The 24,901-nt window shown below is 62.9% G+C and carries 27 protein-coding genes; 16 read left to right on the top strand and 11 right to left on the bottom strand.

The window, feature by feature from the left end; translation table 11 throughout:
* Positions 1-9: 9 nt before the first annotated feature.
* The 8 genes from EP376_RS02345 to EP376_RS02310 all read left to right on the top strand — a co-directional run bounded on the left by EP376_RS02345 (position 10) and on the right by EP376_RS02310 (position 6,542).
* Positions 10-576 (top strand): CvpA family protein, encoded by a 567-nt coding sequence (locus tag EP376_RS02345; RefSeq protein ID WP_127653924.1) that lies wholly within the window; start codon positions 10-12, stop codon positions 574-576.
* Positions 577-673: 97 nt separating this feature from the next.
* Positions 674-2,128, top strand: a complete 1,455-nt coding sequence (purF, locus tag EP376_RS02340) for an amidophosphoribosyltransferase (RefSeq protein ID WP_127653923.1) — start codon at positions 674-676, stop codon at positions 2,126-2,128.
* 46 nt (positions 2,129-2,174) lie between these two features.
* Positions 2,175-2,531 (top strand): iron chaperone, encoded by a 357-nt coding sequence (locus tag EP376_RS02335; protein WP_127653922.1) that lies wholly within the window; start codon positions 2,175-2,177, stop codon positions 2,529-2,531.
* Entirely contained in the window at positions 2,528-3,091 is a 564-nt protein-coding gene (locus tag EP376_RS02330) for a hypothetical protein (RefSeq protein WP_127653921.1), read from the top strand. The genes EP376_RS02335 and EP376_RS02330 overlap by 4 nt, the downstream gene beginning before the upstream one ends.
* A complete protein-coding gene (locus EP376_RS02325; RefSeq protein WP_127653920.1) occupies positions 3,088-3,729 on the top strand; it encodes an SDR family NAD(P)-dependent oxidoreductase in 642 nt (213 codons plus the stop codon). Before EP376_RS02330 ends, EP376_RS02325 begins: the two co-directional genes overlap by 4 nt.
* An 86-nt stretch (positions 3,730-3,815) precedes the next feature.
* Entirely contained in the window at positions 3,816-4,601 is a 786-nt protein-coding gene (surE, locus tag EP376_RS02320) for a 5'/3'-nucleotidase SurE (protein ID WP_127653919.1), read from the top strand.
* Positions 4,598-5,242, top strand: coding sequence for a protein-L-isoaspartate(D-aspartate) O-methyltransferase (locus EP376_RS02315; RefSeq protein WP_240652425.1), 645 nt, complete (start codon positions 4,598-4,600; stop codon positions 5,240-5,242). Before surE ends, EP376_RS02315 begins: the two co-directional genes overlap by 4 nt.
* 73 nt (positions 5,243-5,315) lie before the next feature.
* Positions 5,316-6,542, top strand: a complete 1,227-nt coding sequence (locus EP376_RS02310) for a peptidoglycan DD-metalloendopeptidase family protein (RefSeq protein ID WP_238928554.1) — start codon at positions 5,316-5,318, stop codon at positions 6,540-6,542.
* A gap of 22 nt (positions 6,543-6,564) precedes the next feature.
* Here EP376_RS02310 and EP376_RS02305 read toward each other — a convergent pair whose 3' ends face one another.
* Genes EP376_RS02305 through EP376_RS02290 form a run of 4 tightly spaced genes read right to left on the bottom strand, consistent with a single transcriptional unit; the run spans position 6,565 to position 9,065 of the window.
* Positions 6,565-7,413 (bottom strand): ATP-binding protein, encoded by an 849-nt coding sequence (locus EP376_RS02305; RefSeq protein ID WP_127653917.1) that lies wholly within the window; start codon positions 7,411-7,413, stop codon positions 6,565-6,567.
* Positions 7,413-8,315, bottom strand: a complete 903-nt coding sequence (tatC, locus tag EP376_RS02300) for a twin-arginine translocase subunit TatC (protein ID WP_127653916.1) — start codon at positions 8,313-8,315, stop codon at positions 7,413-7,415. The genes EP376_RS02305 and tatC overlap by 1 nt, the downstream gene beginning before the upstream one ends.
* A gap of 6 nt (positions 8,316-8,321) precedes the next feature.
* The gene (gene tatB, locus EP376_RS02295; RefSeq protein WP_127653915.1) at positions 8,322-8,813 is read right to left on the bottom strand and encodes a Sec-independent protein translocase protein TatB; all 492 of its coding nucleotides are present in this window, start codon (positions 8,811-8,813) and stop codon (positions 8,322-8,324) included.
* A gap of 36 nt (positions 8,814-8,849) precedes the next feature.
* Positions 8,850-9,065 carry a twin-arginine translocase TatA/TatE family subunit gene (locus EP376_RS02290; RefSeq protein ID WP_127653914.1) on the bottom strand — a complete coding sequence of 72 codons (216 nt, stop codon included), beginning with the start codon at positions 9,063-9,065 and terminating at the stop codon, positions 8,850-8,852.
* A gap of 152 nt (positions 9,066-9,217) precedes the next feature.
* On the opposite strand from EP376_RS02290, the gene EP376_RS02285 reads away from it, so the two are divergent.
* Complete coding sequence (locus tag EP376_RS02285) at positions 9,218-9,919, top strand: helix-turn-helix transcriptional regulator (protein WP_127653913.1); 702 nt, start codon at positions 9,218-9,220, stop codon at positions 9,917-9,919.
* On the opposite strand, the gene EP376_RS02280 is transcribed toward EP376_RS02285, so the two are convergent.
* Entirely contained in the window at positions 9,867-10,955 is a 1,089-nt protein-coding gene (locus EP376_RS02280) for an ABC transporter ATP-binding protein (protein WP_127653912.1), read from the bottom strand. The two genes, EP376_RS02285 and EP376_RS02280, sit on opposite strands and share 53 nt — an antisense overlap.
* A gap of 71 nt (positions 10,956-11,026) precedes the next feature.
* On the bottom strand, positions 11,027-11,806 hold the full coding sequence (locus tag EP376_RS02275; RefSeq protein WP_127653911.1) for an SDR family oxidoreductase: 780 nt from the start codon (positions 11,804-11,806) through the stop codon (positions 11,027-11,029).
* A gap of 136 nt (positions 11,807-11,942) precedes the next feature.
* On the opposite strand from EP376_RS02275, the gene EP376_RS02270 reads away from it, so the two are divergent.
* A complete protein-coding gene (locus EP376_RS02270) occupies positions 11,943-12,947 on the top strand; it encodes a Hint domain-containing protein (RefSeq protein WP_127653910.1) in 1,005 nt (334 codons plus the stop codon).
* A 63-nt stretch (positions 12,948-13,010) separates the two neighbouring features.
* Here EP376_RS02270 and EP376_RS02265 read toward each other — a convergent pair whose 3' ends face one another.
* Positions 13,011-13,691 (bottom strand): hypothetical protein, encoded by a 681-nt coding sequence (locus EP376_RS02265; RefSeq protein ID WP_127653909.1) that lies wholly within the window; start codon positions 13,689-13,691, stop codon positions 13,011-13,013.
* Positions 13,692-13,854: 163 nt separating this feature from the next.
* Between EP376_RS02265 and EP376_RS02260 the strand changes: the two genes are divergently transcribed.
* Positions 13,855-15,450, top strand: a complete 1,596-nt coding sequence (locus EP376_RS02260) for a peptide chain release factor 3 (protein WP_127653908.1) — start codon at positions 13,855-13,857, stop codon at positions 15,448-15,450.
* Positions 15,447-16,352 carry a glycoside hydrolase family protein gene (locus tag EP376_RS02255; RefSeq protein WP_127653907.1) on the top strand — a complete coding sequence of 302 codons (906 nt, stop codon included), beginning with the start codon at positions 15,447-15,449 and terminating at the stop codon, positions 16,350-16,352. The genes EP376_RS02260 and EP376_RS02255 overlap by 4 nt, the downstream gene beginning before the upstream one ends.
* A gap of 10 nt (positions 16,353-16,362) precedes the next feature.
* Here the strand turns inward: EP376_RS02255 and EP376_RS02250 are convergent, their stop codons facing one another.
* A complete protein-coding gene (locus tag EP376_RS02250) occupies positions 16,363-17,643 on the bottom strand; it encodes a calcium-binding protein (protein WP_127653906.1) in 1,281 nt (426 codons plus the stop codon).
* Positions 17,644-17,835: 192 nt separating this feature from the next.
* On the opposite strand from EP376_RS02250, the gene EP376_RS02245 reads away from it, so the two are divergent.
* The 4 genes from EP376_RS02245 to EP376_RS02230 all read left to right on the top strand — a co-directional run bounded on the left by EP376_RS02245 (position 17,836) and on the right by EP376_RS02230 (position 21,711).
* Complete coding sequence (locus EP376_RS02245) at positions 17,836-18,504, top strand: hypothetical protein (RefSeq protein WP_127653905.1); 669 nt, start codon at positions 17,836-17,838, stop codon at positions 18,502-18,504.
* A 116-nt stretch (positions 18,505-18,620) separates the two neighbouring features.
* The gene (locus tag EP376_RS02240; protein ID WP_127653904.1) at positions 18,621-19,073 is read left to right on the top strand and encodes a hypothetical protein; all 453 of its coding nucleotides are present in this window, start codon (positions 18,621-18,623) and stop codon (positions 19,071-19,073) included.
* A gap of 139 nt (positions 19,074-19,212) precedes the next feature.
* On the top strand, positions 19,213-20,721 hold the full coding sequence (locus EP376_RS02235) for a DEAD/DEAH box helicase (RefSeq protein WP_238928552.1): 1,509 nt from the start codon (positions 19,213-19,215) through the stop codon (positions 20,719-20,721).
* A 336-nt stretch (positions 20,722-21,057) separates the two neighbouring features.
* Positions 21,058-21,711, top strand: coding sequence for a DNA-binding transcriptional response regulator (locus EP376_RS02230; protein ID WP_127653903.1), 654 nt, complete (start codon positions 21,058-21,060; stop codon positions 21,709-21,711).
* Between the two features lie 78 nt (positions 21,712-21,789).
* On the opposite strand, the gene gph is transcribed toward EP376_RS02230, so the two are convergent.
* From gph to EP376_RS02215, 3 genes are read right to left on the bottom strand one after another with little or no spacing between them, the layout of a single operon-like run.
* A complete protein-coding gene (gene gph, locus EP376_RS02225; protein WP_127653902.1) occupies positions 21,790-22,440 on the bottom strand; it encodes a phosphoglycolate phosphatase in 651 nt (216 codons plus the stop codon).
* Entirely contained in the window at positions 22,437-24,104 is a 1,668-nt protein-coding gene (locus EP376_RS02220) for a ribonuclease J (RefSeq protein WP_127653901.1), read from the bottom strand. The genes gph and EP376_RS02220 overlap by 4 nt, the downstream gene beginning before the upstream one ends.
* Positions 24,101-24,874 (bottom strand): type III pantothenate kinase, encoded by a 774-nt coding sequence (locus EP376_RS02215; protein ID WP_127653900.1) that lies wholly within the window; start codon positions 24,872-24,874, stop codon positions 24,101-24,103. The genes EP376_RS02220 and EP376_RS02215 overlap by 4 nt, the downstream gene beginning before the upstream one ends.
* Between the last annotated feature and the right edge of the window lie 27 nt (positions 24,875-24,901).

Raw genomic sequence — 24,901 nt, 5'->3', positions numbered from 1 at the left:
TCGAGGCCCATGGAAGGTTTTACCATTATCGACGGCGTCGTTGCGGCCGTGATCGTGCTCTCGGCCCTATTGGCCTATAGCCGCGGTCTCGTGCGTGAGGCGCTTGCAATCGCGGGTTGGATCGGCGCGACGATCCTTGCCTTCATCTTCGCCGATCAGGTTCAGCCGCTTGTGCGCCAGATCCCTGTTCTGGGCGATTTCATCGGAGACAGCTGCGAATTGTCGATCATCGCGGCCTTTGCGGCCGTGTTCGCCGTCACGCTGGTGGTCTTTTCCGTCTTCACCCCGCTGTTTTCGTCGATCGTCCAGCGATCGGCGCTTGGCGGGGTCGATCAGGGCCTTGGCTTCCTGTTCGGGGTGTTCCGGGGGATCCTCTTGGTCGCGGTCGCCTTCTTTGTCTATGACACCGTCCTGACCGCGCAATCGGTGCAGATGGTCGAGGACAGCCGCTCCGCCGCCGTCTTCTCGCGCTTTACCGACCAGCTTGAAGAACAGAACCCCGAAGCCGCGCTCGGCTGGATCACCACCCAGTATGAACAGCTGGTCGGCGATTGCGGTTCGCCCGATGCTGGGTAATTGACCGAAACGGCGGGATGACAGCGGCGCTGCATCCCGTTATGACGTCACAGAACTGTCACACCGGATTCGGAGCTGCCCCGCCGTGACGAATGACATGCCTCCCGCCCACCCATTCGACGATGACAAACTGAGGGAGGAATGCGGAGTCTTTGGCGTCGTCGGCGTCGGAACCGCATCCAGCCTCGTGGCCCTCGGCCTGCACGCCCTGCAACATCGCGGCCAGGAAGCCGGCGGTATCGTCACGCACGATCCCGACACCGGATTTCACCAGGCCCGCCGCATGGGGCTTGTTCGGGACAATTTCACCTCGACCGAGATGATCGACAGCCTGCCCGGCCCCATCGGCATCGGGCATGTGCGTTATTCGACCGCCGGATCGAAGGGCCAGACCGCGATTCGCGACGTGCAGCCCTTTTTCGGCGAGTTCTCGATGGGCGGCGCGGCTGTTGCCCATAACGGCAACATCACCAATGCGCTCGAACTGCGGCGCGAACTGATTGAGCGTGGCTCGATCTTCCAGTCCTCGTCGGACACCGAATGCATCATTCACCTGATGGCCCGGTCCATGGGCCGAACGATCCCCGACCGAATGGAAGATGCGCTGCGCAAGGTCGAGGGTGCGTTCTCGATCGTCGCGATGACACGGCAAAAGCTGATCGGCTGCCGCGATCCGCTGGGCGTGCGGCCCCTTGTTCTGGGCCAGATCGGCGATGGCTGGGTTCTGGCCTCCGAAAGCTGCGCACTCGACATCATCGGGGCCGAGCTGGTCCGCGAAGTCGAACCCGGAGAGATGGTCGTCTGCACCGAAGAGGGCGTCGAAAGCCATTTTCCGTTCCGCCGGGCCAAACCGCGGTTCTGCATCTTCGAACATGTCTATTTCTCGCGCCCCGACAGCAGCGTCGGCGGGCGGTCGGTCTATGAAACCCGCGAGGCGATCGGCCGGGAACTGGCCAAGGAAAGCCCGGTCGAGGCCGATCTGGTCTGCCCGGTGCCCGACAGCGGCACGCCGGCCGCGATCGGATACAGCCTTGCCTCGGGCATTCCTTACGCCATGGGGATCATCCGCAACCAGTACATGGGCCGGACCTTCATCGAACCGACCGAGCAGATCCGCAACATGGGTGTGCGGCTCAAGCTGAACGTCAACCGTGCCCTGATCCGGGGCAAACGGGTGATCCTCGTCGATGACAGCGTGGTGCGTGGCACGACCAGCCAGAAGATCAAGGACATGATCCTCGATGCAGGCGCGGCCGAGGTGCATTTCCGCATCGCATCCCCGCCGACGGCATGGCCCTGTTTCTATGGGGTCGATACGCCGCAGCGCGAAAAACTTCTGGCCGCGACCATGAGCGAAGACGAGATGCGCGAGCATCTGGGCGTCGACAGTCTGAAGTTCATCTCACTCGACGGGCTCTACCGCGCCGTGGGCGAGGCCGGTGGCCGCAATGCCGCACAGCCGCAATATTGCGATGCCTGTTTCTCGGGCGACTATCCCGTGCGACCGGCCGACATGATCGAGCAGGGCTTTGTCATGAAGGCCGCCGAATAGGCCCGCCGCTTGTGCCGGATGCGATTTCGCGGCATAGGCAGCGGCCATGACGGATTGTGACGCAGTCGACGATTATCTCTCGGGCCTTTCGGAGGAAAAGCGGCGCTGCCTGCTTGATCTCAGGGCAGAGCTGAGGCGCCATGTCCCCGATGCGCAGGACGTCATGTCCTACGGGATGCCCGGGCTCCGGCGCGGGAAGATGGTCGCGGGCTACGCCGCCTTCAAGGCGCATTGCGGGCTGTATCCGCATTCCGGAACAATCATCCCTCAACTGGCCGCGGAACTGGAGTCGCTGGGCCTGAAGCATTCGAAGAGCGGCGTCCTTTTCGCCCCAGACACCCGCCTGCCATCAGCGCTTGTCGGACAGATCGTTGCGCTGCGCCTTGTGGAGATCGCGGCATGAAGCTGCCCTCGACCGTGATCGTCCTGTGCACCGGGCGCTGCGGGTCGATGACCCTGTCCAAGGCCTGCGCGCATTTCACGAATTTCAGCGCGGGCCACGAAACCCGGACCCACCTGACGGGACCGGAGCGGTTCGATTTCGGCCCGAACCGGATCGAGATCGACAACCGGCTGGCCTGGCTTCTGGGGCGGCTTGACCGGGCCTGGGGCGACCGGGCGGCCTATGTGCACCTGACCCGGGACCCCGAGGCGGTGGCGGCGAGCTTTGCGGCACGCGCCCATCAGGGCATCCTCAAGGCCTACCGCACCGATATCCTGTCGCGGTCGCGCTATCGGTCGCGCGGGGTGCCGGTGATGGAGTTCTGCCGCGATTACGTTGACAACGTCACCAGCAACATCGAGCTGTTCCTGCGCGACAAGACCCATGTCATGTCCATGGCGCTGGAAACGATGGAGACGGATTTCGACCGGCTGGCCCAGTGGATCGGGGCCGAAGGCGATCTCGAGGCCGCGCGGGCCGAACTGCGCATTTCCCATAACGCAACGAAGGCCAATTCATGAAGACAGCCCTGATCACCGGCGCCTCCCGCGGGCTGGGCGCCGCGCTGGCCGAAGCGCTGGCGCCCCATGCCCATATAGTGGCCGTGGCCCGCACCGTGGGCGGGCTCGAAGAACTGGATGACCGGATCCGCGCCAAGGGCGGACAGGCGACGCTTGCGCCGATGGATATCACCGTGCCCGAGGCAATGCAGCAGCTGTGCCGCGGCATCCATGACCGCTGGGGGAGGCTCGATATCTGGATCCATACCGCCATCCACGCCGGCCCCCTCGCGCCCGCACCGCATCTGTCGGACAAGGATTTCGACAAATCCGTCGCGGTCAACATCAAGGCCACGCAGCGCCTGATCAGCTATGTCCAGCCGCTTCTGGGCGAGACGGGTTGCGCGGTGTTTCTGGATGATGATCGCGCCGGCGAGAAATTCTTTGGCCATTACGGCGCAACGAAGGCCGCGCAGATCGCTCTGGCCCGCAGTTGGCAGGCCGAAAGCCGCCGCACCGGCCCAAGGATCGAGATACTGAGCCCGCCGCCGATGCCAACAGCCGTGCGCGCGCGGTTCTTTCCGGGCGAAAATCGAGACGCATTGACGGATATTCACGACGCGGCCGCAACGCTCTGCCCTGCGATCCTTGCGGATTGACCGGCGGGCGCTTGCCCGCCCCTGCCCGCTCCCGTAATCAGGTCCCAAGGGCCGAGACACGGGCCGGGATTACCGGGGGGGGCGTCATGCGCATACTCATCACCAATGACGACGGGATCAACGCCCCCGGCCTGCGGATCCTGTCCGAGATCGCGGATACCATCGCCGGCAGGGATGGCGAGGTCTGGACCGTTGCCCCCGCGTTCGAGCAATCGGGCGTCGGTCATTGCATCAGCTATTCGCGCCCCACAATGATGGCAGAGCTGGGCCCACGGCGCTTCGCGCTAGAGGGCAGCCCCGCCGATTGCGTGCTCGTGGGCTTGCATGACGTGATGAAGGACGGCCCCCCTGACCTTGTCCTGTCGGGTGTCAATCGCGGTAACAACGCAGGCCAGAACACGCTGTATTCCGGCACGATCGGCGCCGCGATGGAGGCCGCGTTGCAGGGCATCCCCGCGATCGCGCTGTCGCAATTCTATGGACCCCGGAACGTAGGCCTCGATCAGCCGTTCGAGGCCGCGGCAGCGCACGGTGCAGAGGTGATCAACCGCATTCTCGCGGCAGACGAGGGCAGCCACGCTCCTTACCGGCTGTTCTACAACGTGAATTTTCCGCCCGTGCCCGCCGACGAAGTGACTGGCATGGCCGTGGTCGCGCAAGGCTTCCGCCCCACATCGCGCTTTGTCGCCGAACCCTCGGTCGCGCCGAACGGGCGCAGGTTTCACTGGATCCGCGGCGGCAAACAGGACGAGGCGACAGGCCCCGATACCGATGTGACAGCCAACCTCGAGGGTCGGATCTCGATCACGCCGATGCGGGCCGATCTGACCGCGCATGATGCGCTGGCGTCCCTCGAAGGGAGCTTTGCGTGAGTTTCGACGCCGAAGCCAAGATGCAGTTCCTATTCGCGCTTCGGTCGCGCGGCGTGACGGATGCCCGCACGCTTCGGGCGATGGAAAAGATCGACCGCGCCCGCTTTATCAGCGGCAGCGTCTTTGCCGGACGCGCCTACGAGGACATGCCCCTGCCCATCGCCTGCGGCCAGACGATCTCGCAACCCTCGGTCGTGGGCCTGATGACGCAGGCGCTCGAGGTGGAGGAACGGCACAAGGTTCTCGAGGTGGGCACAGGCTCCGGCTACCAGGCCGCGATCCTGAGCCTGCTGGCGCGCCGGGTCTATACGGTCGAGCGGTATCGCAGGCTGGTCGACGGGGCCCGACGGATCTTTGACGAACTGAGCCTGACCAATATCACCGCCTTTACCGCCGATGGCAGCCATGGTCTGCCCGAACAGGCGCCGTTCGACAGGATCATCGTCACGGCGGCCGCCGAGGACCCGCCCGGCCCCCTCTTGGCCCAGCTGCGGATCGGGGGTATCATGGTCTTGCCGGTGGGGCAGTCTGATACGGTGCAAAGCCTGATCAGGGTGCGCCGGTCCGAGGACGGGTTCGATTACGAAGAACTTCGGACGGTGCGGTTCGTGCCCCTGATGGAGGGGCTCGGTCGGGATTGAGCGGCCGGTGGCAAAGCGACGACACATATAGCGCAAGGACCCGCTCAAGAGGTCAGAGGCGATTGAGGATATGATGCAGCGACCCTTTTACTCGTTCGGTCCGGCCATTCGGCGCGGAACCCTTCTTGCCTGTTCGGCCGCCCTGCTTGCCGCCTGTTCAGATGAACCGTTCGACCTCGATCTTCGGGATCTGACGTCGGGGTTCGACACCACAGCGGCGCTGGCCGCGACCCCGACACGACCTGCGCCTGACAATCGCGGCGTGATTTCCTATCCCAATTATCAGGTTGTCGTGGCCCGGCGCGGCGACACGGTGCGCACCATCGCGGCGCGCCTTGGTTTGGATGCCGATCAGCTGGCCCGTTACAACGGGATCGACCCCGACGTCACGCTGCGCCGCGACGAGATCATTGCCCTGCCCGTTCGGGTGGCAGAGCCTTCACCAGCCACGGGTGCAAGTGTATCGGGCCCGATCCAGCCGCCGTCCGAAGTCGATGTCACAACGATCGCCTCGGATGCGATCGACCGGGCCGGCGACGTGACGACCGAACCCACGGTGCAACCCGCAGCCCAGCCCTCGACACCCGAGCCGCAGACCGGGGTTGAACCGATCCGCCACCAGGTCATCCGAGGCGAGACGATCTATTCCATCGCGCGGGTCTATGGAACCGATGTGGGCGCCATCGCGGAATGGAACGGGCTGGGTTCCGATCTGTCGATCCGCGAGGGCCAGTTCCTTCTGATCCCGGTCCCCGGCGCCGCGCCCCCCCCCGCAACATCGGATGCCGCCCTTCCCGGCGAGGGCAGCGCGACGCCGGTGCCGCCAAGTGCAGCCGCACCGCTGCCTGACGAGAACCCCGAACCCGTGGCACAGGCCGGGGCCAATGACGACGAGGTCGCCAGCGAGGCCCCCGATCTGGGCAGCGAACAATCACAGGCCGCGCCCAGCGATGCGCCGATGATCTATCCGGTCACGGGCACCATCATCCGCGATTATGCGCGGGGTCGGAACGAGGGGATCGACATCGGCGTGGCTGCGGGAACCCCGGTCAGGGCCGCCGCCGCCGGAACCGTCGCCGCGATCACCACCGATACCGCCGGGATCCAGATCGTCGTGATCCGCCATCCCGACAACCTCCTGACGGTCTATACCCATGTCGACGCCCTGCAGGTCGAGCGAAACCAGCAGGTCAGTCAGGGAACGGTGATCGGGTCGGTTCTTGCCGGCGACCCGAGCTTTCTGCATTTCGAGGTTCGTCAGGGCACCGACAGCGTCGATCCGTCGAATTTCCTGCCCTGAGCGCGGCGGGACAGGTCCTGCCCTACGACAGGGACACGCCCCGTCGGCCCGCCAGATCAGTGAAGTATTGCCATGCGACCCGGCCCGAGCGGCTCCCGCGTGTGGCCTGCCATTCGATGGCCTCGGCGCGGAGAGTCTCGTCGTCGATCTCGACGCCATAGGCATCGCAATAGCCCCGGATCATCGCGAGGTATTCATCCTGATCGCAGGGATGGAAGCCCAGCCACAGGCCGAAGCGGTCGGACAATGAAACCTTTTCCTCGACGGCCTCGGAGGGATTGATCGCGCTTGATCGTTCGTTCTCGATCATGTCGCGGGGCATAAGATGACGGCGGTTCGACGTGGCATAAAGCACCACGTTATCCGGCCGCCCCTCGATCCCGCCATCCAGAACCGCCTTGAGCGATTTGTAATGCGCGTCGTCGTGGCTGAACGACAGGTCATCGCAGAACAGGATGAACCGTGACTGGGGCGCCTCGCGCAGAAGCGCAAGGCAGCGTCCGATCGTCGGCAGGTCCTCGCGCTGGATCTCGACGATCTTTAGCCCGGGAAACTCGGCGCTCAACGCGCCATGCACAGCCTTGACGAGGCTTGATTTCCCCATCCCGCGCGCACCCCACAACAAGGCGTTGTTGGCGGGCAGACCCTTCGCGAATTGAAGCGAATTCTCCATCAGGGTGTCGCGGGCCCGGCCGATCCCCAGCAGCAGGTCGACATCGACGCGACTGACATGCGCGACGGGAACAAGCTTGTCGGGATCGGCATGCCAGACAAAGGCGGTGGCGGCGTCGAAATCGGGGGCCTCCGCCGGCACCGGGGCGATCCGCTCCAGCGCGCGCGCGATCCGCGCGAGAGACTCGGATTTCTTCATCAGGAGCGGTCCTTCACGTCGGTCGCATCATCGTCGGCGGCCGCCGCCTCGGCAATGTCGGCCTCTTCCTCGTCATCCTCGAACCACAGGCCTTCGGCCCGCAGCTTGGCTTCGCGCTGACGTTCCACCCGACGGACGAGAATGATCGATACCTCGTAAAGACCATAGACCACGGTAAAGAGGATCACCTGGCTGACGACATCGGGCGGCGTGGCAAGAGCTGCAACTACGAGGATGCCCACCATCGCGTATTTGCGGACCCGGCCCAGACCTTCGGCACTGACCAGCCCCGCCTTGCCCATCAGGGTCAGAAGCACGGGCAGCTGGAAACACAGGCCAAAGGCCACGATGAACTTGATCGTCAGAAGGACGTAACCCTGTGCGGAGCCCTGAAAGGCGATCCCCGCCGTGGTCGTGTCGGTGGTCGGGCCTTCGCCCAGGGCGCCCGCCTGCTGAAACCCGAGGAAGAAGTTAAAGGCCAGCGGCGTGATGATGTAGAACGCAAAAGCCCCGCCCAGCAGAAACATCGCAGGCGAGGAGATCAGGAAGGGCAGAAACGCATTCTTTTCCGTGCGGTAAAGCCCCGGCGCCACGAAGCGCCACATCTGGTAGCTGATGATCGGAAACGACAGCACCAGACCGCCGAACAACGAGATCGAGATCGCGAGGAAGAAACCCTCCTGCAATTGCAGAAGGTAGGTCTGACATTCCTGCCCGCGTTCGATCAGCGCATTGCACAGCGGCGAGCTGAGGAAATCGAAGACCGGTTTCCAAACCGTGAAGCAGATCACCATCCCCACGACAAAGGCCAGCAGGGACCAGATCAACCGCGAGCGCAATTCGGCAAGATGCTCGATCAGCGGGGCGGTGCTGTCCTCGATTTCATCGGAGGCGTCGCTCATCTTGGATTACTCGTCCTTGGTCGTGCCGGTGGCCTTGGCGGAAGGCTTCGGCGCGGGCGGTTCCGGTGTCGGGTGGATTGACGCGGCCTCGACCTCGTCGGCGGCGGCCTCTGCCTCCATCTCGGCGATCTCGGCATCGCGGGCCGCCCATTTCTGGTCTGCGGCCGCTTTCTTGGCGTCATCGGTGGGCGTCGTGTCTTTGGCCGTGGTTTTCAGACCCCGATCCGGCGGCTTTCCGACATTCTTGGCGGCGTTGCGGATCTGGTCCGCGCCGAAAGACGACGGGTTCGCGGCGGCGCGAACCGTTTTCTGGATATCCTTGACGCCGGCATCGTCGGCGGCGGCCTCCATGGCGCGGCTGAATTCCCGCGCCATCGACCGGGCCTTGCCCGTGAACTGCCCCATCGTGCGGAACATGTTCGGCAAATCCTTCGGGCCGACCACGATCAACGCGATCACACCGATCAGGATCAGTTCGCTCCAGCCCATGCCGAACATGTCAGTCTCCCCTCAGGAAATGGATCAATGGTCAGATCAGACCTTGTCCTTTTCCTTCTCTTCTTCGGGGGTCACGTCGCGGGCATTGGCGGCCTCTTCGATCTCGGCCTTGCCATCGTCGACGCCTTTCTTGAAGGCGGTGATACCCTTGCCGACTTCACCCATGAGCGACGAGATCTTGCCACGGCCGAACAGCACGAGGACCACGACGGCGATCAGAAGAAGGCCGGGAAGGCCGATGTTGTTGAGCATGTCTATCCCTCCGGGGGCGTTGCGTTTCGTCTTGGTCTTAGGCTGATGTCGGCGGGTGGAAAAGATGCCAATGCATGAATTCTCGGCCGGGGGCTGGCAGTCGGACACATTTTTTGTCAAAAACCTGTCAGTTGACAGAATAGTGACAAATCATGCCTCGCACCGACCGGCTTTATGACCTGATCCAGATCCTGCGCGACGGCCGGCTTCACCGGGCGCAGGACCTCGCCGACCGTCTGGGCGTGTCGCTGCGCACGATCTATCGCGACATGGATACGCTGATGGCCTCGGGCGTCCCGCTCGAGGGCAATCGTGGGCTGGGGTATCGCGCGACCGCAGACATGACCCTGCCTCCGCTGAACCTGACCATGGCCGAACTGGAGGCGCTGCACCTCGGGCTGGCGGTCGTGAACGAGGCGGGCGACGCGGAACTCGGCGACGCGGCGCGCAGCCTGTCGGCCAAGATCGACGCCATCCTGCCCGAAGACCGCAGCGCGCCGCCTTCGGGTTGGGGTGCGGCGGTCTATCCGTTCGCGCAGGCCACGCTGGGCTTTCAGCACCACGCCGCGATCCGGGCCGCGATCCGCGCGCGGCAGAAACTGCGCCTGATGACAGACGACGGCCCCGCCACGGGAGAGATCGTGCGCCCGCTCCATCTGGAATATTGGGGTCGGCTGTGGATGATGACGGCATGGTCCGAGACCGACGGCGATTTCCGCACGATCCGGCTCGACACGATCTCGCAGGTCGTTGTTCTGCCGCAGCTTTTCGTCGAAGAAGAGGGAAAATCCCTCGCCGATTTCAGGTCGCGCCAAGGCTCGGAAAAACGAAACACCGGTCCCGGCGGATCATGAGCCAGAGCGGTGTGCCGGGCTTGGGGAGGAACACCGACGGCACGATCGCCTTGAGCGCCGAGCCGTCGAAATCCATCCGGAACTCGACAAGGCTTTCCGATCCCATGAACCGTGCCCGTTCGACCACGCCGCGGGCGGGCGTGCCGTCCTGCGGGGTCGGGTTGGGGCCGCGGCCATGCCTGTCGAAATCGATCTTCAGGTGCTGCGGCCGGATCACGATATCGACCTCGGTCCCGTCCGCGAAGCCGGGCGCCAGGAACTGGCCAAAGGCGGTTTCGGTCAGGGCACCATTAACTTTGCCCCGGATCACGTTGATATCGCTGAAAAATGCTGCGGCCTCACGATCCGCAGGCGCATTGTAGATATTGTAAGGCGCACCGCGCTGCACGATGCGGCCGTTCCGCATCAACGCGATTTCGTCGGCCATGCGCATGGCCTCGGCCGGTTCGTGGGTGACAAGCAGAACCGCCGTGCCTTCGGCCTTGAGAACCGCCAGCGTCTCGTCCCGGATCTCGTCACGCAGACGGTCGTCGAGGCCGGAAAACGGCTCGTCCATCAGCATGATCGACGGCTTGGGCGCCAGCGCCCGGGCCAGCGCCACGCGCTGCTGTTCGCCGCCCGACAATTCATGCGGGAAGCGGTCGATATGGCGCGACATGCCCACCTTGTGCAGGAGCGTTTCGACCTGTTGCCGGATCGCGGCCTTGGGCCCTTTCAGCCCAAACGCCACGTTGCCCGCGACCGAAAGGTGCGGAAACAGCGCGAAATCCTGAAACATCAGGCCGATCCGGCGCTCTTCGGGGGGAACGCGGACCTCGTCGTTGCAGATCGGGCGACCTTCGACACGGATTTCTCCGGCATCCTGCGTGTCAACGCCCGCGATCATCCGCAAAGTCGTCGACTTCCCACAGCCCGATGGCCCCAGAAGACAGGTCACCTGCCCCTGCCCGATGGAAAGAGACACGTCTTCGACGACCTTCCGGCCGTCGAACAGGCGTGTCAGGTTTCTGACCTCAAGTCGGGGAGGAGCAGACACGGGACGGGATCCTTACAAAAATCATAGGATATAGGCCAGATAGCAATCCCGACCCGCCCCCGCAACCCGGCTCACATCACCGTATTCACGGCGCCGCCATCCAGCAGGATGTTCTGCCCGATGATAAAGCCCGAATGCTGCGAACACAGGAACGCGCAGGCCGCCCCGAATTCCTCGGGTGTGCCATAGCGCCGCGCGGGGATCGTGGCTTCCCGGCGGGCCTTGGCCTCGTCCATGCTGATGCCTTCGGCATCGGAGACGCCCTTGTCGAGGCTGATTGCCCGATCCGTGGCATGGATCCCCGGCAGCAGGTTGTTGATCACCACACCGCTCGGCGCGACCTGGCGCGCGGTGCCGGCGACATAGCCGGTCAGCCCGGCGCGGGCCGAATTCGACAAGCCCAGAACGGCGATCGGCGACTTGACGGACATGGAGGTGATGTTGACCACCCGGCCCCAGCCTCGCTCCATCATCCCGGGCACAAGCGCTTTCATCAGGGCGATCGGCGCGAGCATGTTGGCGTCGAGGGCCGCGATGAAATCCGCCCTCTCCCAATCCGTCCACATGCCGGGGGGCGGACCACCGGCATTGGTCACGAGGATGTCGACATCGCCCGCGGCCTTCAGAACCGCGGCGCGGCCTTCATCCGTCGTGATGTCGGCCGCGACCGTGATCACCTCGACGCCATATCTGGCCCTGATCTCGGCGGCGGCGGCCTCGAGCGCCTCGGCACCCCGGGCATTCATGACAAGCGAAACACCGGCATCGGCAAGCGCTTCGGCGCATCCCCGGCCCAACCCCTTTGAAGAGGCGCAGACCAGCGCCCGTTTTCCTGAAATACCCAGTTCCATCCCGTTCTCCCGTCCTGCGGCAAACATGGCCTAGCATTCGGGCCGCCGGTCGGCAACAATGTCTGACGGCCGGCCCGATTTGGCCATAGTTTTCAATTAACTTCCTGGAAGTGGTTCATAGGTTAACCAGAACAAGATGTACGCGAAGCAAGAAACGCCAACAACGCAATCCCTACAGGTCTATCGCGCGCGCGATTTCGTATGTTCCGACGGCGTGGCCGAAGGGGATCCGATCTCATTCGCCGATGAACTGGTGATGGACGATGTCTACATGCTGGCCAGCAGGGCACAGCGCGAGAGGCTGTCGATCATTCTGGGGGACGGTCCGCGATCCTTCACGGTGTCGTTCGACAGCGCGGCCGGGGGCGTCGGTCGGCAGGTCCACCTCGACAGCTGCGTCACGCTGATGGCGCCCGACAGCACGACATACGAGCTCCTGATCCTCGTCGAGGTCGAGGATGGCGCGGTCGAGGAGATTTATCTTCTTCCCCTCGTCCCCCTCTCCGTTGAAACGGAATATCGCCTCGTGGGTTTCGACCTCGACGCAGCGCCCCTGCGGTTCGCCGAAGTGGCCTGCGTCTCGTTCTGCCGTGGCACGCACATCACCATGGCCTCGGGCGAACAGCGCCGGATCGAGGATTTGCAGGTCGGCGACAAGGTTCTGACCCGCGATGACGGGCCGCAGGCCATCCGCTGGATCGGCCAGACAACCCTGCGCGCCGTGGGCGAATTCGCCCCGATCGTGATCCGCAAGGGTGCGCTGCACAACGAAAACGACCTGCGGCTCAGCCCCGATCACAGGATCTTCGTCTACCAGCGACAGGACAGGCTTGGCGCGGGCCGGGCGGAGGTTCTGGTCAAGGTCCGGCACCTGACGAACGGCACCTCGGTCGTGCAGGAAGACGGCGGCTTCATGGAGTATTACCAGCTGCTCTTTGACCAGCACCAGATCATCTATGCCGAAGGCATCGCCGCGGAATCGCTGCTGATCGATCAACGAACCCGACCGGCCCTGCCGCCCGACGCCACCCGGCGCGGCCGCCACGAATATCGCGCCCACCTGAACTACGAAGTCAGCGAGAGATTGCTGGCCAGCGGCGACGCGGTCGAAAAACTGCGCCGCGCCTCGCGGTCGGATTGATCAAGAAAAGGCCGCCCCGAGTGAGGGACGGCCAATCTTTGCACGACGAAGATCAGAGATCGCTTATTCGACGATCTCACCCCCGAAGCCGAATTCGGCACCTTCGACCGCTTCGCCATTGATCGTGAAGACAGTGTCGTCAACCGCCCCGGCCGCGATCGTCTCTACCAGATCTCCGGTTGCATCATCCTCAACATTGGCAATTGACCCCTCGACCGATCCGTCGATGCCGTAATCATCGCCTTGGAATTCGAGCTCGCCCGAGATATCACCGACGAAGCTGATATCCCCACCGTCCAATACGAACTCACCATTGGTGAACTCGATGTCGCCACGGGCGTCAAAGTCCTGAAAAGCCCCACCCAAGACGCTGTCATTTGCGTCAAGACGAGCCCCGAGCCACCGGGTGAACTCGGTCGTGACAACTTCATCGTCGAAATTCGCGGTAATCACAGCATCGGCAGTCAGAACCGTTTCCTGATTGCCGTCCGGAATCGACCAACCTGCAAATCCTTCATAAGTGGTCGTACCGGTTCTCGCGGCAAAGTTGTCTTCAGTGAGAAGCTGGATGTCTTGAAGGCTTTCCGTGTTCCCCGCGAGCAGCTCATCAATGTCGCCCGCATTGTCCACAATCGCTTCGAGTTCTTCAGCACGAGATTCGAGCTCTTGCACGTCGGCGATATTGTCGAGAATTCCGCACGATGACAATGCAAACGGGATAATCAAGGCAGAGTAGCGAAACATAAGCGGTTTTCCTCACTGGATCAGGGTCATTTGGGGTTAAACTTGTCACAGTCCTTGCGACAAGTCTGTCAAAAGATACTTGCCGAATTTTGAACAACTCAATTTTTGCAGATTTATCACGCTTCGATTGCCCTGCACACCACGCCGCGCTAGAGCGAACATCATGACAAACCGCCCCACACTCCCCTCCGAGATCGCCCGCCGGCGCACATTTGCGATCATCTCGCATCCCGATGCAGGCAAGACGACGCTGACCGAAAAGTTCCTGCTTTACGGCGGGGCGATCCAGCTTGCCGGTCAGGTCCGGGCCAAGGGTGAGGCGCGGCGCACGCGGTCGGATTTCATGAAGATGGAACAGGATCGCGGCATTTCGGTTTCGGCCTCGGCCATGTCGTTCGATTTCGGGCGGTTCCGCTTCAATCTGGTCGACACGCCCGGCCACTCGGACTTCTCCGAAGACACCTACCGGACGCTCACGGCCGTTGATGCCGCCGTTATGGTGATCGACGGGGCCAAGGGTGTCGAAAGCCAGACACGCAAGCTGTTCGAGGTCTGCCGCCTGCGGGACCTGCCGATCCTGACGTTCTGCAACAAGATGGACCGCGAAAGCCGCGACACGTTCGAAATCATCGACGAGATACAGGAAAACCTGGCCATCGACGTGACCCCGGCCTCCTGGCCGATCGGGATGGGCCGCGACTTTCTGGGCTGCTACGATCTGCTGAACGACCGGCTGGAACTGATGGACCGGGCCGATCGCAACAAGGTGGCCGAGACAGTGCAGATCGCGGGCCTCGACGATCCGAGGATGGAAGAGCATATTCCCGCCGATCTGCTGGCCAAGCTGCGCGAAGACGTGGAGATGGCGCGCGAACTGCTCCCCACCCTTGATCCTCAGTCCGTTCTCGAAGGGCACATGACGCCGATCTGGTTCGGCTCGGCGATCAACTCCTTCGGGGTCAAGGAACTGATGGACGGCATCGGCCACTACGGGCCCGAGCCGCAGATCCAGTCCGCCCAGCCCCGCGCGATCGCCCCCGAAGAGACCAAGGTTGCGGGCTTTGTCTTCAAGGTTCAGGCCAATATGGACCCCAAGCACCGCGACCGGGTGGCCTTTGTCCGGCTTGCCTCAGGCCATTTCACGCGCGGCATGAAACTGACTCATGTGCGCAGCAAGAAACCCATGGCGATCACGAACCCGGTTCTGTTCCTCGCCTCCGACCGCGAACTGGCCGAAGAGGCCTGGGCCGGCGACATCATCGGCATCCCGAACCACGGACAGCTGCGCATCGGCGATACGCTGACCGAAGGCGAGGCGCTGCGCGTGACAGGCATCCCGTCCTTCGCGCCGGAACTGCTTCAGGGTGTGCGCGCGGGCGACCCGATGAAGGCCAAGCACCTGGAAAAGGCGCTGATGCAATTCGCCGAGGAAGGCGCCGCCAAGGTCTTCAAGCCGATGATCGGCTCTGGCTTTATCGTGGGGGTCGTGGGCGCACTGCAATTCGAGGTTCTGGCCAGCCGGATCGAGCTGGAATACGGGCTTCCCGTATCCTTCTCGCCCTCGCAATTCACCTCGGCCCGCTGGGTGTCAGGCGACAAGGCCGCGGTCGAGGCTTTTGCAAATACCAACAAGCAGCACATCAGCTATGACCACGACGGCGATCCCGTCTATCTGACACGCCTGCAATGGGACATCGACCGGGTCGAACGGGATTACCCCGACATCACACTGACAGCGACCAAGGAAATGATGGTGTGAGCAATCTTCCCCGGATCCGGCGGCTGGGCCCGTTGGACTGGGCCAGCCCCCTGCCCGACCATGTGACCGAGAACATGAACGGGGCGACGCTGTTCCGGGTGCCCGATTGGGTCGAGGGGCGGCTGGGGCACTATTACCTCTATTTCGCGCATCACGAGGGGCACTACATCCGACTGGCCCATGCCGACAGCGTCACCGGGCCATGGACCTTGGTCGACGGCGGTGCGCTGCATCGCGATGAATGCCCGTGGGTTGCGACCCATATCGCCTCCCCCGACCTGCGGATCGAGGAAGAAGATCGCCGGATCGTGATGTATTTCCATGGCGACATGACGGATCCGAAGGGCCAGTTCAGCTTTCGCGCGGAAAGCACCGACGGGGTGACGTTCACGCCCGATCCGCATCGGCTCGGGACCTTCTATTTCCGACATTTCGATCATGGCGGGCGGGTGCATGCACTTGGCAAGGCGCGGATCTACCGCTCGGACGACGGTGGGCGGACCTTCGAACAAGGCCCGCTTGTCTATCCGCTGAGCCCTGAGACGCCGGGCCAGATCGGGCCGCAGGCGCTGCGGCATTCGGCCGTCCTCGTCGAGGGCGACATGGCGCATGTGGTCTTTTCCCGGATCGGCGACGCGCCCGAGGCGCTGCGTTACGGCACAATGGGGCTTCACGGCGATTGGCGGGACTGGCGGATCGAGGATCACGGCGTGATCCTGTCACCCGATGCCGATTTCGAAGGCGGCGATATGCCTGCGGTTCCCTCGGAAGAGGGCAAGATCATGGAATTCCAACGGGCCTTGCGCGACCCGCACCTGTTTCGCGATGATGGCCGGGTCTTTCTTGTCTACAGTTTCGGGGGCGAGGCGGGACTTGCGATGGCCCGTTTCCAGCTCGCCTGATCCATCCGATCTAGAAGATGAACAGGTCCGCGGTCACGTCCACCATGTCGACGCCGCGCAGCTCGATGAAAATGCTGGCCACTTCGTAGTCCGGGCTGATCCACGAAACCGTGGCATCGCCATCCGCCTGCTCCCAAATGGTTAGATCGGCAAAGCCAAGCTTGGTCTCGCTGAAATCCAACAGGTCCATGGCGATATCGAAATCCTCCACGATGTCGGAAGAGACCCCGCCGCCGTAGGGCCAGAAGCTTTCTCCGTCGCCCAGCTTGTAGATGAGCACGTCCGCGCCGCCACCGGTCCAGATGAAATTGTAGCCGGTGCCGCCAAAGATCTCCTCGCCGAGATCGGTGCCAAACATGATCTCGTTGGCTTCGCTGCCAAAGCTGCCGTGGTCGCGGTCATTGCCCAGATCGGTGCGTTCTCCGTCGACGATCTCAAAGGCCGGGGCGGTCCAATAAGCGGCGTCCAGCTCAAGATACTCGATCACCCGTGACTCGTCTCCTGCGAACTGGTCGACAACCGTGATCGTGCTTGTCCCGCCATCGAGCCAGACCACCATATTGTCCGCCGAGCGCCCGAAGCTCAGCCGCGCCATGGCCCCCGCCAGATCGTCGTCGGAAGGACCGTAGAGCCCGTAGATGTCAATCAGATCCTCGTTGAGGTAACTTGGCGCGTCACCGTTGTCGACGATCACGTCGTGGCCCCACTGGCCGGTTTCCGTGGTGCTGAGCCAGCCGAAGGAATACCTGTCCCCATCAATCCCGCCGATTATGAAATCGTCGCCGAGCCCGCCGTGAAGAACGTCGGCACCACTCGATCCAAAGATGAAATCGTCTCCATCCTCGCCCCAGATATAATCGGCACCCTCACCACCGAATACGAGGTCGTTGCCGGCCCCGGCGTAGCTGAAATCGCCGCCGGCGAGCAGAAGAATCAGGTCCTGGACCGCGGTTCCGTCAGTGAAATCACCCTCCGCAGTGCCAATGACGACGTTGATCCCTACGGGAAGAGCCGTGGCTCCCCTCTCGGTAAAGGACGGGTTGTCCAGAGCAGAACGGGTTTCTGAAATCTGACCTTTCTGGGTGCGCATAAGAAGATCCTCCTTGTCCGAATTCGGCTGGTTGTCTGGTTCTGGCGCGGCAATGAAATTGCTCCACGACTCACCGACCAAAGGAGCCACGCGGTACTTACAGGCTTGCACGAACCAGCCCGGCCGACCATCCAACTGAGGTTTAGGGACCGCAGTTTTCCGATCCATCCACCACCAGGCAGATGCAAGTTCCCGCCGCATTCGCGATGATCGTGGTCTGACTTGCCTTCGGCTTCGGGGCCGAGGCGGCTCTGGCACTTGCCGAGATCACGTTATGACGCGGGTCGGCAGGTTTCGGCCAATGGTCCAGTGATCGCTGTCGCCTTTTTCTCTCCGATTGTGAACGATGGTTTTGAATGGCCTCTTCTGAATCGCTCCAACGGAGGACCGGACGTGATCCGCATGCTCGTTATTTCCGCACTGATCCTGACGATTGCAAGCTGCGCAGAGGTCGCTCCCGTAGACGGCGACCCCATAACTCCCGTCGACACACCACCCGACCCCGACGCCACCGACGCTCCTCCGACAGGCGCTGAAGACAATAGCCCAGAACCTACCTTGTATGATGAATACTTTGATGAAGCGGACCTTATTGGTGTTGCCTTTGGCTGGTTTGACGATCCGTTCCGCACGCGCCTTTCGAACCTTCCTACCACGGGGTCGAGCACCTATGACGGCGTCCTCGGCGTTGTGCTGCCGCAAGGCGATACATCTGTGCAAACCCTTGGCGACCTGAACCTGACCCTCTTCTTCGACGACAGTCCTGGCACCGGATCCGTCACCCAGATGATCGACGAGACGAACCAGACTTATGTGGGCACGCTTGCCATCGGCGGCGTCATCGTGAACACGACCGATACGAGTGCTCCGTCCTTTGCCGGGGACCTTTCCGGAACATTGATCGACACAGACACGGTCGAATTCGCCATCGATGGAACGCTCAGCGGGGATTTCTTCCTCGCGACCGATTATGTCGCCGGCGATGTGACAACCGACGTCACCGTCGATGGGCAAATCTCCGCAACGCAAAGCGAGTTCATCGCGACCTCCGTGCCACAGTGAGCGCAGGCAAAAGGCGGGAATCTGCCCACCGCCGGCACTGGGCCCCCTTTTCGTTGACTCGTGCCCCACTCGCTGCAACTTGTGGGGCAACGCCATGATTTGCAGGGAAAACCTTCATGACGCTTGTGAGCAAGAAACTTCGTAGCGCGACAGCCATTGGCCTCTTCGCGGCCGCCGCCCCCGCCAGCCAGGCGATTGCCAATGACGCGGGATGGGATCTTCTCAAGAGCATCGGTCTCGAAGAGATCGTGACGGAGACCAGCTACGAGGTCCGCAAGTCATTCCCCGAAAGCCTCGAAGCCCCGGTCGAGGGCTTTTCGCTGACGGGCTTCGTCGTCCCGCTCTGGAACGACGGGGCAATCAAGGATTTCATTCTGGTCTCGGACATGGGCTTCTGTCCGTTCTGCGGCGATCCCGAACATGGCACCGCCGTTCAGGTCGAACTCGACATTCCGATGTCCGAACTCGAGGAAGGCATGCGGATCACTGTGCAAGGTGTGCTCGAGCCCGTTCTCGACCCCGAGACGATGCAATCGGTGCGACTTGTCCAGGCGGCCGTCGTCAGCTGATCGGTGCTGATTACCTTGACCTCAGGGTGATTAACGCGTAGGGGCGAATTCAATTCGACGCAGCTGCAATCCGGCAGGTGCGGGCCGCGTGACTTTGCGGCCAGAACAATGGGCCGCATATGTCACGAAAGGACCCGAATTGACAGACGACGTCACTGAACTCCCCGCCGAAGCCGATCCCCAGATCACGTTTGCCGACCTTGGCCTTGACCGCAAGGTTCTCAAGGCTGTCGAGGAGACGGGCTACACGATCCCGACCCCGATCCAGGCCGGCGCCATTCCGCCCGCGCTGGAACGCAAGGACGTGCTGGGCATTGCCCAGACGGGCACCGGCAAGACCGCAAGCTTCACCCTGCCGATGATCCACATGCTGGCCCGTGGACGCGCCCGCGCGCGGATGCCGCGCAGCCTTGTTCTGTGCCCGACGCGCGAATTGGCAGCTCAGGTTGCCGAGAATTTCGACACCTACGCCAAGCATGTGAAACTGACCAAGGCCCTGCTGATCGGCGGCGTCAGCTTCAAGGAGCAGGATGCCCTGATCGACCGGGGCGTCGACGTTCTGATCGCGACGCCGGGCCGCCTTCTCGACCATTTCGAACGGGGCAAGCTGTTGCTCACCGGTATCGAGATCATGGTCGTGGACGAGGCCGACCGGATGCTCGACATGGGGTTCATCCCAGACATCGAGCGTATCTTCGGCCTGACGCCCTTTACCCGGCAGACACTGTTCTTCTCGGCCACCATGGCGCCCGAGATCGAACGGATCACGAACACCTTCCTGTCGGCCCCGGCCAAGATCGAGGTCGCACGCGCCGCGACCACGGGCGAGAACATCGAACAGGGTGTCGTCATGTTCCGCGCTGGCCGCCGCGATGCCGAAGCCAAGGCAAAGCGCGACCTGCTGCGCGCGCTGATCGACAACGAGGGCGAGGAATGCAAGAACGCGATCATCTTCTGCAACCGCAAGGTTGACGTGGATGTTGTCGCCAAGTCCCTGAAAAAGCATGGCTATAATGCCGAACCGATTCATGGCGACCTTGACCAGAGCCAGCGCATGCGCACGCTTGACGGGTTCCGCGATGGCAGCGTGCGGTTCCTGTGCGCCTCTGACGTGGCGGCCCGCGGGCTGGATATCCCGGCGGTGAGCCACGTGTTCAATTTCGACGTGCCCTCCCATGCCGAGGATTACGTCCACCGGATCGGCCGCACGGGCCGTGCCGGGCGCAAGGGCAAGACGATCATGATCTGCGTGCCCCGCGATGAGAAGAACCTCGACGCGATCGAGAAGCTGGTCCAGAACCAGATCCCGCGTCTCGACACCCCGATGTCACCGGGCGCCGCTCCGGAGGCCCCGGCCCCTGAGGCCGCGACACAGACCGAAGAAAAGAAGCCCCGTCGCCGCAGCAGGTCGCGCAAGACAGAGCCCCCGGCCGAGACGACCGAGACCAAGACCGCCGAAGTGGTCGAACCCAAAGCGGCCGAAACGGTGGCGGTTGCGGCAAAGCCGCCCGCGAAGCCCGTGCCCGAACGCCAGAACGCTCGGCGCGGTCGGGACCACAAGGGTGGCCGGGACGAAAAGGTGATTGGCCTTGGCGACGACACGCCCGGTTTCCTTGCCAAGAGCTTTGAAGAGCGCCTGACCAACTAGGTCGGGCCTCTCTTCGAACTCAAATCGGAATATTCAGATAACGCATATTCTGAGCTTTGGATCTGCCTATAAAATCAAAATAACAATCTGAAGCCGAATCGCTTTTTCAATTCTTGATTTTGGCTTCCTGCGGTCCCGGCGATTTCTCGCCATGCGAGGCCCAAACGGAAGCAAGAGCCTGCCGCCCGCCCCAGGCGCGGGAAAGTGTCTGTTGCCGCTCCTGACCTGTCTCATAGGTCAATACCCATGAGACACGCTTTTCGCCGGAAAAAGAGCGAAAGCTCGGCCCGCCCAAGGCGGGAGACACCTTACGAGGAACGATCGAGTTCGATCGCAATGGCCGGGGTCCTGGCGGCCGGCCCGATCGGGATCTTCGTTTTCGTTGCCCTTTTCCTTGCCGGATTGTCCGCGCTCGCGAGCCTGGCTTTGACCGTCGCCATACAGCTTGTCGTGATCGGCAGCATCGTTGTGATCGGAATCATGGTTCAGACCGATGAGGAGAAGAACGGCAGCGGCACGCAGGACCAGACGCCGGGCCAGCGGGAACTCCCTGAGACCTGGATTTTCCATTCCCGTCGCGAAAGCAGCGAACGGCAGTATCGTTCCGCATTGATCGCGCGGCGCACCGGCCAGACCGCCAGTATCGCCCGCGTGCTGACCGAGATCGGCAGTGATGTTCATCAATGTGCCGACCATGATGCCCTCCTCGAAACGGTCAAGGTCCGGCAGGATCGCTGGAGCCTGATGGTATTCGACATCGATGCCGCGACGGATCTGGACAGTGCCGTTATGGATCTCATGGATTTCCGCACAACCTGCCCGGACGTCCCTGTCATTCTGCTGTCCGGAGATGTCACCCGGGACGACTTCTCCGGGCACCGCCGACCGATCGGGGATATCACCCTGCGCAAGCCGGTCTTCCGGGGACGACTGATCGAGGCTGTCAGGTGCGTCGGGCTGGACCTCGAGCCGGCCTATCACGATATCTGACGCAGGCGCCCGCTCACGGCTGCGTGTCATCAGTGCGCTTGGGCACGCGCCGCATTCGCGATCCAGTCGAGGGATGGATCACGCGCAGAGGCGGGCCCGGATATCCGGTAATTCCGAAAAATCGTCGAAGGCTGCCTGATGCGGGATATCGGCGACAGGCGTCTGACGAATGCCCTTGGTGTAAAGTGCGAAGGGCAGACCAGCCCGCTGGGCGGTTTCTGCGTCAACTTCGCTGTCCCCGACATAAAGCCCAGGCCCCTGCCCCAGTTCGGCAAAGGCGTGATGCAGGGGCGCCGGGTCGGGCTTGCGGCGCGGCAGGGCATCGCCGGCCACGACAACGGCAAAGCGGTGTGCAAGGCCCGTCTCTTCCAGAACCGGGATCAGGGGCGCCAGCGGTTTGTTGGTGCATAGCCCCATCGCCACACCTGCCGCATCGAAGGCATCCAGCATCTCGGCCACACCGTCGAACAGGCGGGTCCCCCGCGCGGCATCCTTGTAGAGCGGAATGAACCGCGCCATCAGGGCGGATCGGTCAGCAGGATCAAGCCCTGTCGCCGCGATCAGCCGATCCAGAAACACCTGCTCACCATGGCCGACGAAGCCTCCGACCTCGGCCATCCCCAGCGGCGGCAGGCCCCATTCGCCCAACAGCGCATTGGCCGCCCCGGCGATACCGGGGAGGCTGTCGATCAGGGTGCCATCCAGATCGAAGACGACGGGCGCAGTCATGACAATCGGCTTACGACGACCGTCACCTCCGGCTTCTTGCCGATTTCGGACTGCGCGCTGTTGCGGGCGATGCGGCGCAGCTCGTGATCCAGCTTCTCCTCGCTCCGCAATGTCTTGCGATCCGCGCGGTTCACGAACTGGCCCAGATCCTCCTCGATCACGTCGACAAGAGCCGCGTTGGAAATGCCCGTTTCCGGCAGGCCCGCCAGTTCGACCCAAGGCTCGCCAAGGGGCTGGTCATTCTCATCGAGGATCAGCGTCACGACCATATGGCCATTCAGCGCCATCTTGATCCGGTCGCGCACGATCCCGTCGAGCGCCCCGATCTGGACCGTTCCATCGATGTAGGTCCGGCCCGTCTCGATATATTCGGCGACCGAGGGGCGGTTGCCCGACAGATCGATCATCATGCCATTGACCGCGACGATCGACGGCAGACCCGCCTCTTCGGCGATGCGGGCATGTTTGCGCAGGTGGCGGTGTTCGCCATGCATCGGGATCATCATCGCAGGGCGGATGATGGCATGCATTTCCTCGAGATCGGGGCGGTTCGCATGGCCCGAGACGTGGTATTTGCCACCGTCGTCGTCGACGATGTCGACGCCCATCTCGGACAGTTGGTTCATGATCCGGATCACACCACGCTCATTGCCCGGGATCGTCTTGGAGGAGAACAGGAAGGTGTCGCCCTCGGTCAGGGTCAGACCCATGTACTTGCCGTTTGCCAGCTGGGCCGAGGCGGCGCGCCGCTCCCCCTGGCTGCCGGTCACCAGAAGAAGGACGTTCTGACGGGGCATGTCGAGCACGTCTTCGGGGCTGATGGTCGAGGGGAACCCGTCCAGAAGGCCCGTCTCAGTGCCGACCTCGACCATGCGGCGCATCGCGCGGCCCAGCAGGCAGACCGACCGGCCTGCCCGTTCAGCCGCCGTGGCCAGCGTCTTGAGCCGGGCGACATTGGAGGCAAAGGTCGTGGCCACAACCATGCCGGTGGCCTCTTGCATGAAGGTTTCGATGCTATCGGACAGGGTGGCCTCGGACCGGCCCGGTTCGGGAGAAAAGACGTTGGTCGAATCGCAGATCAGCGCACGCACCCCGGGCTTGGCGATCTCGGCCCACAGGGCGCGGTCAAAGGGTTCGCCCACGATGGGCGTCTCGTCGATCTTGAAATCGCCGGAATGCACGACCCGGCCCTTGGGCGTGTCGATCACGAGCCCCGCACTTTCGGGGATCGAATGGCTGATCGGGACAAATCCCACCGTGAAGGGGCCGAAGGTGACCGTCTCGGGCCATGCTTCCACGATCCTGAGCGCAGTGTCGGGTGCGCCATGCTCATCCAGCTTGCGCCGGGCCAGCGCGCCGGTGAACTTCCGCGCCAGAATGGGCGCGCGCAACGCGTCCCAGTAATGGCCGACCGCACCGATGTGATCTTCGTGCCCATGGGTGATGAAGATCGCCTCGATCTGTTCGCGCCGCTCCTTGAGCCAGGAGATATCGGGCAGGATCAGATCGACCCCCGGCGTGCCGTCCATGTCGGGAAATGTGACGCCAAGATCCACGACGATCAGCCGCTCTTTCCCCGGGGCGCCGTAGCCATAGACATAGGCGTTCATGCCGATTTCACCGGCACCCCCGAGGGGCAGGTAGATCAATCGCTCGTTGCTCATGCAGTTTCCTTGTTGAATGTGTAGATGACCGTAAGGCCATGGACCGTCAGATCATCTTCGACAAAATCGAACAGCGCCTCGGCCTGTGCGAACAGGGGCGCAAGCCCGCCCGTTCCGATCACGGTCATGGGGCGGCCATATTCGGCCTTGATGCGACGGAGAATTCCTTCGATGAGCCCGACATACCCCCAAAAGACACCGGACTGAATACATTCCACCGTGTTCGTGCCGATTACTTTCGCGGGCATGGTAATATCGACATGGGGCAGCGCGGCCGCCCCCTGATGCAGCGCCTCGAGGCTGAGGTTCACACCGGGGGAAATGACGCCGCCGACATAGGCACCGTCTTCTGCAACCACGTCGAAATTCGTGGCGGTTCCGAAATCCACGACAACCACGTCGCCGCCATGGCGATCAAAGGCGCCCGCGGCATTGGCAAGCCGGTCGGGCCCGGGGCGGACCCCCTCTTCCACGCGCGGCGGCACGGGGAGCGCGCATTCGGGCTTGCCCACCACGATGGGCCGACACCCGAAATACCGGTCGCACAGGACACGCAGGTTGAACACGACCCTCGGCACCGTCGACGAGATGATCACCTCGTTGATCGTGACATCGAGGTGCTCGGCCTTCATCAGTGTCGACAGCCAGACGAAATACTGATCCGCCGTGCGCTGCCATTCGGTCGAGGTCCGCCACGTGGCGACAAAGCGCGTGCCATCCCAGACCGAGAACACGGTATTGGTATTGCCGCAATCAATGGCAAGAAGCATGGGATCCTCCCTGGAACGGGTCCTGGC

This window comes from Alexandriicola marinus, from assembly GCF_004000435.1.
GTDB lineage: Bacteria > Pseudomonadota > Alphaproteobacteria > Rhodobacterales > Rhodobacteraceae > Alexandriicola > Alexandriicola marinus.
Note: the sequence above shows the minus strand (reverse complement) of the source record. Positions and strands in the feature narration are given on the sequence as shown.